At 41.7% G+C, this 6,605-nt stretch carries 6 protein-coding genes and 2 pseudogenes; all 8 read left to right on the top strand.

Translation table 11 applies throughout. The features are described 5' to 3' along the window. On the top strand, positions 1-216 hold a 216-nt coding region (locus tag ACFQZ1_RS11145; protein WP_377882262.1), incomplete at its 5' end, for a DDE-type integrase/transposase/recombinase. A gap of 444 nt (positions 217-660) precedes the next feature. After that, positions 661-2,220 carry a spore germination protein gene (locus ACFQZ1_RS11140; RefSeq protein ID WP_377882261.1) on the top strand — a complete coding sequence of 520 codons (1,560 nt, stop codon included), beginning with the start codon at positions 661-663 and terminating at the stop codon, positions 2,218-2,220. 36 nt (positions 2,221-2,256) lie between these two features. Continuing rightward, complete coding sequence (locus ACFQZ1_RS11135) at positions 2,257-3,441, top strand: Ger(x)C family spore germination protein (RefSeq protein WP_377882260.1); 1,185 nt, start codon at positions 2,257-2,259, stop codon at positions 3,439-3,441. Further along, positions 3,438-3,665 carry a hypothetical protein gene (locus ACFQZ1_RS11130; RefSeq protein WP_377882259.1) on the top strand — a complete coding sequence of 76 codons (228 nt, stop codon included), beginning with the start codon at positions 3,438-3,440 and terminating at the stop codon, positions 3,663-3,665. The genes ACFQZ1_RS11135 and ACFQZ1_RS11130 overlap by 4 nt, the downstream gene beginning before the upstream one ends. 39 nt (positions 3,666-3,704) lie before the next feature. Next, positions 3,705-4,820: a GerAB/ArcD/ProY family transporter gene (locus tag ACFQZ1_RS11125; protein WP_377882258.1), complete on the top strand. Its 1,116-nt coding sequence runs from the start codon at positions 3,705-3,707 to the stop codon at positions 4,818-4,820. 89 nt (positions 4,821-4,909) lie between these two features. Next, the gene (locus ACFQZ1_RS11120) at positions 4,910-6,007 is read left to right on the top strand and encodes a GerAB/ArcD/ProY family transporter (protein WP_377882257.1); all 1,098 of its coding nucleotides are present in this window, start codon (positions 4,910-4,912) and stop codon (positions 6,005-6,007) included. Positions 6,008-6,161: 154 nt separating this feature from the next. Next, positions 6,162-6,319, top strand: a pseudogene (locus ACFQZ1_RS11115) (IS6 family transposase); the annotation flags it as partial. 118 nt (positions 6,320-6,437) lie between these two features. Continuing rightward, positions 6,438-6,605, top strand: a pseudogene (locus tag ACFQZ1_RS11110) (recombinase family protein); the annotation flags it as partial.

Raw genomic sequence — 6,605 nt, 5'->3', positions numbered from 1 at the left:
CGTAAATATCTTAACAATATCGTGGAACAGGATCACCGTTTTATAAAGAAGAGAGTTCGATCCATGTTAGGATTGAAATCATTTCGTACAGCTACCTTGATTTTAAGGGGCATCGAAGCTATGCATATGATAAAAAAAGGGCAACTTCACCAAAGGGTGAACTATGCCCAAAATGAGGTTGAAGTCATTCATAAGTTATTTAAGTTAGTTGCTTAACCTCAAGGTTAATAGGATATTACTATTCTATGGTTCTAGCGAATTATTTTTGCACCAAAACCCTTCTTAACTACTCCGCTGAAATTAGCGAGTTGATTCTGTAAAGCCAAAGAAAGAAGTACGTCGGAAAGCCGTATGAGGGGTCACGTCACACATCCATCAACTTAAGAATTTTATAACGCCCCAAAACAAAAAAATGTATATTTTTTGTTTTGAGGTATTTGCTTTTCTTAGCTTGATGAGCATGTATGGTGACCCCATATAGAAAATTTCGCAACAGAACCGTTCTCCTCATGTACACAAGAAAACATACAATTAACGTTATGTTGAAAAGGTTGAAAAAATTTCTAATTAAATAGGATAGATTTGCTAGATACATCGCAAGATAAAAATAAGTTTCACATGATGTTCCATACAATCTTGAACAAAAGGATGGCGCTGTCCATGTTCTTTCGAAAAAATAGAAAAAGGTTCCATCAGCAAAAACAAATCAATACACAACAGGTTACTGAGCAACAAACTCTGCTTTCTTCCGACCTGGATGAAAACCTAGAGGTTCTTCGCTCCATGTATCAGGATTGCTTTGATGTGGTCTTCCGGACGTTTTTGATTAGTGGACAAACGAAAGCCATTCTTGTTTATATAGAGGGGTTATCTAATATTGAGGAGATCGATAAGCATGTGCTTGCCCCGCTTATGTCGGAAACAGAAGGAAAGGATCGTAGTCCACGGGAAATGTTAGAGAAAAAGGTACATCTTTCAAAGATAAAAGATGTCAGGACGTTTGCGGATTGTATAGAGAATATCTCCGGCGGGCACCCCGTGCTTTTTGTACAACAAGAAGCGTGCGGACTCGCCTTGGGGTTGGCCAAATGGGAAAAGCGATCAATTGAAGAACCTCAGGCAGAGAGCGTTGTGCGGGGACCACGGGAAGGATTTGTGGAAACATTGGGAGTCAATACCTCTCTACTTCGCAGAAAGATCAAAAGTCCTGCCCTCAAAATGCAATCGATGAAAATCGGGCGCTATACTGATACTTCTGTTGTGATTGCTTACATAGAAGGACTTGCGGATCAAACTCTCATTGAGGAAGTCAAAAACCGCTTACAACGCATTGACATAGACAGTGTACTGGAAAGTGGGTATATCGAAGAACTGATTGAAGACAATCCCTATTCGCCTTTTCCGCAACTTGTAAATACGGAACGGCCGGATGCAGCCGCTGCGAATCTCCTAGAGGGACGTGTGGTCATTCTAGTGGACGGTACTCCGTTTGTCTTAATTGCTCCGATTAGCTTTTTTTCCTTACTTCAGTCGCCAGAAGATTATTACCAACGTTTTCTGATTAGTTCCGTCATCCGTTTGTTGCGCTTTGCGTTTATGATGTTTTCTCTTGTTTTGCCTTCACTCTATGTAGCGGTCCTTACCTACCACCAGGAGATGGTGCCGACAGCCTTGCTGATTAGTGCGGCATCCTCGCGGGAAACCGTTCCCTTTCCGGCCCTTGTAGAGGCATTAATGATGGAAATTACGTTTGAAGCGCTGCGTGAAGCAGGGGTTCGGCTTCCGAAACAGGTTGGGGCTGCTGTTAGTATTGTTGGCGCTTTAGTTATCGGTCAAGCTGCCGTTCAAGCCGGCCTAGTTTCTGCTCCGATGGTCATCGTTGTTGCGATTACAGGCATTTCATCTTTTATGGTGCCGCACTATACGCAAGGGATCGCGTTACGAATGCTACGATTTCCTATTATGTTTCTTGCCGGTTTGATGGGATTGCTTGGGATTATGCTTGGGGGGATCACAATCGTCGTCCACCTATGTACGTTGCGTTCTTTTGGCGTTCCATACCTTCAACCCGTCGCTCCTATGAAGGGGCGTGATTTGCAAGATGCCTTGATTCGGGCTCCATGGTGGACGATGGACACACGCCCTCGCTTAACTGGTGAATTCAACCGATACCGACAGGCCTCCGGACAGAAACCCGGTCCGAGCAGAGGAGACGAATAGTAGAGCAAAGACATGACGAGAAGGATGTGAACAAGAATGAATCTCTTTCTATCTCAAAACACCATAAAACCGTTCCTCATTCTTCTCTTGTTTTTAACTAATTTCCTGCTTACCGGTTGCTGGGACAGAAGAGAAGTGAATGATACGTCGCTGGTGTTAGGGACTGCCATTGACAAAGAAAAAGGGAAAAACATCAGACTTACCGTTCAAATTTTGATTCCTCGGGCTGTGAGTAGCGGACAGGTGGGAGCGGGAGGCGGAGGAGGCTCTCAGGTGTTGGTAAGATCGGCGATTGGAGAAAATATAGCAGATGCTGCGTCAAAGCTCCAGACAACACTTCCACGTAAAATCTTCTGGGGGCACTGTAAAATGTATATTATCGGTGATAAGCTCGCTAAAGAAGGAGGCATTCATGAGCAAATTGACTTTTTACTTCGCCACCCAGAACCACGGGAACGCGCTTATTTGTTTGTCAGTGATGGAGAGGCAGCCGATATTCTGGAATTTAAGCCCTCGATAGAGCCATACATAGGAGAAGGGCTCCGAAAGCTCTCTGAGATGCACATAGGTATGAGTACTACCCTGAAGGATTTTGAACAGATGGTAACAGGTGATGCAGGGGTGGCTCTTTTGCCTATGATTAAAGTTTTAAAAGAAAAAACAGGTGCTCCTATATCTGGGACCGCTATTTTTAAAAAAGATAAAATGATCGGTCAAATTGATACTAAAGTAACGAGAGGACTGCTGTGGTTACGAAATGAAGTTCAAGTGACTGCGGTTACAGTAAACCCCAAAAAAGGGGAATCCATATCACTAGATCCCATTCGGCAAACGACGAAGCTCCTTCCGACCATCGAGAATGGAAAGTGGAAAATCCTAGCGAAGATCACATCGGAAGGTACGATTGTACAAAATGGAAGTCATCTTGACGTTATGAGTCCCAATATTACGAAGAAGCTAGAAAAAGACTTAGAAACAGACATTAAACAGCGCATGAACCTGTCCCTGAAACAGGTGAAGAAAGGGATGAATGTGGACGCGTTCGGTTTCGCAGATGCGTTTCACCGCAAATACCCGAAAGAATGGGAGAAAGTCAAAGATCATTGGGATAAAGTCCTTCCTCAGGTGGACGTGAAAATAGCTATTAAAACGCGTGTACGCCGACCTGGTTTGTCTACCACACCGGCGGGCTTGAAAGAAAAAGAGGTAGAAAAGAAATGAAATGGATAACGGTAGCAGGCATAACAGTATGCGTGGTTCTTATTGTTTTATATGAATGGCCCAAAATGGATCAGAATCAGAAAAAGGAGAAAGCGGCCTTTGTAACCTTAACAGCGATGGGATGGCTGCTCGCCATCCTCCTTCTGTTCTTTCCAGACATGCCAGGTCCTACGCAGATGATTGATAAGCTTTTCAAACCGCTTGGTAAGATGCTTGAGAAATAGTAGGATCATGGGGTGTTAATAAAAGAAGGAGACAAGAAAATGATTGAAAAAGGGAGAATTTCTGCACTTCAGATGGCACTTATGATTGTACCAACGATTATCGCAACCGCTGGTCTTGTCGTTCCAGCCATTACGGGAAAGTACGCAGGACGTGATATGTGGATTTCGCCAATTTTGGGTGCCCTCACTGGATTTTTTACCGTGTTTATCGTATATCAATTACATAAGCGCTACCCGAAGGAATCGATTATCCAATACAGTATACATATTATCGGCCGGATTCCAGGAAAAATCGTTGGGTTTGTCTATCTGTTCTATTTATTGCATTCAAGCGGCCTTATAGCTAGGCAGTATGCAGATTTCATTATTACTTCTTTTTTGCCTAAGACTCCAATGATCGTAATCATCGGAAGTATGATTCTAGTTTGTGCCTTTACGGTACGAGGCGGTGTCGAAGTATTGGGAAGAGCCTCCCAACTGTTAGCCCCAATATTTATACTTCCGCCGTTCCTGTTCATTCTACTCCTACCTGACTTAGAACTAAAGAATATATTTCCGATTATGGGACAGGGTATGATGCCCTCGATCCTGGGATCAGCTGTACCGCAGGCTTGGTTCAGTGAAGTCTCTCTTATTTCTATGCTGCTTCCTTTTGTAGCAGATCGTGAAAAAGGGAGGAAATGGGGGATGGTATCAGTATTTGTCGCTATGTTAATCCTAGTTTATACCAATATAGTTGGCATTCTCTTATTTGGCGAATCAGTAACCACTTATACCTATCCAGTGTTTACTGCTTTCCGATACATTAGCGTTGCTACTTTTCTTGAACATCTTGAGTCGGTCGTGATCACTATTTGGGTGCTGGGGTTGTTCATCAAACTTTCTGTGTTCTATTATGCACTTGTTCTGGGAACTGCCCAATGGTTTCAACTATCTAACTATCGGCCTCTTGTATTTCCACTTGGCTTTCTTGTGATTCTATTCGGTATATGGGTATCTCCTAACATGTCGGAACTGGACCATTTTTTAGGGACGATCGACCCTTTCTATATACCATTTATTATGACATTCATTCCGATGATGCTGCTGCTCATCGCAGTCATACGGAAAAAGAAGCGGAAAGAAAAAAGAAATCATACGCTTATAGATCAATAAACTATACAATATTTTGTCGATGTAAAAGTTTTTTCTAAATATTTCGTTTCTTGAGGAGAATAAAAGAAAAGTTAAATGAGGTAAAAAGGATGATCGAAAAAGGGAAAATTTCTGCCTTTCAGATGGCACTTCTCGTATTACCACCGATGATATCAACCGCTATTCTTACCATTCCGACTGTTACAGGCAAGCATGCACTTCGTGATATGTGGATTTCGCCAATTTGGGCGTCTCTTAATGGATTTTTGACAGCGTTTATTGTGTATCAGTTGCATAAAATGTACCCAAAAGAGACTATTATTCAATACATCCGACACATTGTGGGACGGATTATAGGCAAGGTACTTGGATTCGTCTTTTTATTTTATTTTCTGTATGTATCTAGCTTGATCGACAGGGAATATGCAGATTTCATTATGACTTCTTTTCTTCCCAAAACTCCAATGGTTGTAGTCATTGGAAGCATGGTTCTAGTTTGTGCCTTTGCTGTGCGTGGCGGTGTGGAAGTGCTGGGAAGGGCTGCCCAAATCTTTGTTCCAATCTATATGCTTACACTATTACTATTTGTACTGCTTCTACCTGATTTGAAACCAGAGAATATGTTTCCGATCATGGAGCATGGTATAACCCCTTCGATTAAAGGAGCAATTCAGCCATCGCTTTGGTTCGGTCAAGTTTTTCTTACCTCCATGCTCCTTCCTTTTTTGACAGATCGTGAAAAAGGAAGGAGATGGAGCATGATCTCGGTGTTTTTCAGTATGGTAGCCATGGTTTATATCAATATCGTTAACCTTTTTTTATTTGGCGAATCAGTAACCACTTATACTCATCCAGTGTTTACTGCTTTCCGATACATTAGTGTTGCTACTTTTTTTGAACATCTTGAGTCAGTCGTGATCGTGATCTGGGTGATGGGGGTGTTCATCAAACTTTCAATATTTTATTATGTGCTTGCTTTAGGAACTGCCCAATGGCTACATCTCTCTGATTACCGCCCCCTTGTATTACCAATCGGTATTTTGATGATTGTATTCGGCATATGGGCATCTCCCAACATGCAAGAACTGTCCAAATTTATTGAGACCATCATCCCCCTTTTGGAGTCATCTATTTTCACGTTGCTTCCGATATTGTTACTGCTTATCGCTGTCATACAGAAGAATAGGAAAAAGAAGGAGAAAAGATAATGATCGAAACAGGAGAAGTGTCGGCTTTTCAAATGGGCGTAATGATATATCGGGGTTCTGTTGCAAAATTTTTTCCATGAAGATTCACTCGAGAAAACAGGATCTAGGAGAATCAGACATGAGATGTTTTAAAGGATAACAATTCAAGAAAGATATTATTTTAGTAGCTGTCGGCTACTACTGCCGTTTTTCTTTAAGCTATCGTGATGTATCCGAAATCCTGAAAGAACGTGGTATTTCAGTGCACCCAACAACCATCATGCGATGGGTTGTGAATATGGCAATCTCATCTATCAAATTTGGAGAAAGAAAGCATAATAATGAAGGGTTTTAGAACTTAGAGATAACGTTCAAGATTATTTCAGCAATCAGGCTTTTTAATATTGAAATTTCCTTAACGTTGTAAATCTGCATTTTCCTGACGCTACCCCTAAAGGAACCATACATTAACGTTAATTACACTGGAGAAAGTACAAATGATGTTATTCAGAGCACAATTCAAAAAGCAACTCTTACAATATTATCAGCCTTTGCAGAAAAAGAGCGCATTGATATTAAACAACGCCAAGCTGAAGGAATTGCTCTTGCTAGAAAACAA

It is taken from the genome of Bacillus sp. CGMCC 1.60114, from assembly GCF_042676365.1.
In the GTDB taxonomy this organism is placed as follows: Bacteria; Bacillota; Bacilli; order Bacillales; family Bacillaceae_G; genus Bacillus_A; species Bacillus_A rhizoplanae_A.
The sequence above is the reverse complement of the archived record's forward strand: the minus strand, read 5'-3'. Positions and strand labels throughout refer to the sequence as shown.

What these genes read in the sequence shown, in the direction of transcription:
- ACFQZ1_RS11140 (WP_377882261.1), top strand. Translation starts at nt 661, where the DNA reads ATGTTCTTTCGAAAAAATAGAAAAAGGTTCCATCAGCAAAAACAAATC.
- ACFQZ1_RS11135 (WP_377882260.1), top strand. Translation starts at nt 2,257, where the DNA reads ATGAATCTCTTTCTATCTCAAAACACCATAAAACCGTTCCTCATTCTT.
- ACFQZ1_RS11130 (WP_377882259.1), top strand. Translation starts at nt 3,438, where the DNA reads ATGAAATGGATAACGGTAGCAGGCATAACAGTATGCGTGGTTCTTATT.
- ACFQZ1_RS11125 (WP_377882258.1), top strand. Translation starts at nt 3,705, where the DNA reads ATGATTGAAAAAGGGAGAATTTCTGCACTTCAGATGGCACTTATGATT.
- ACFQZ1_RS11120 (WP_377882257.1), top strand. Translation starts at nt 4,910, where the DNA reads ATGATCGAAAAAGGGAAAATTTCTGCCTTTCAGATGGCACTTCTCGTA.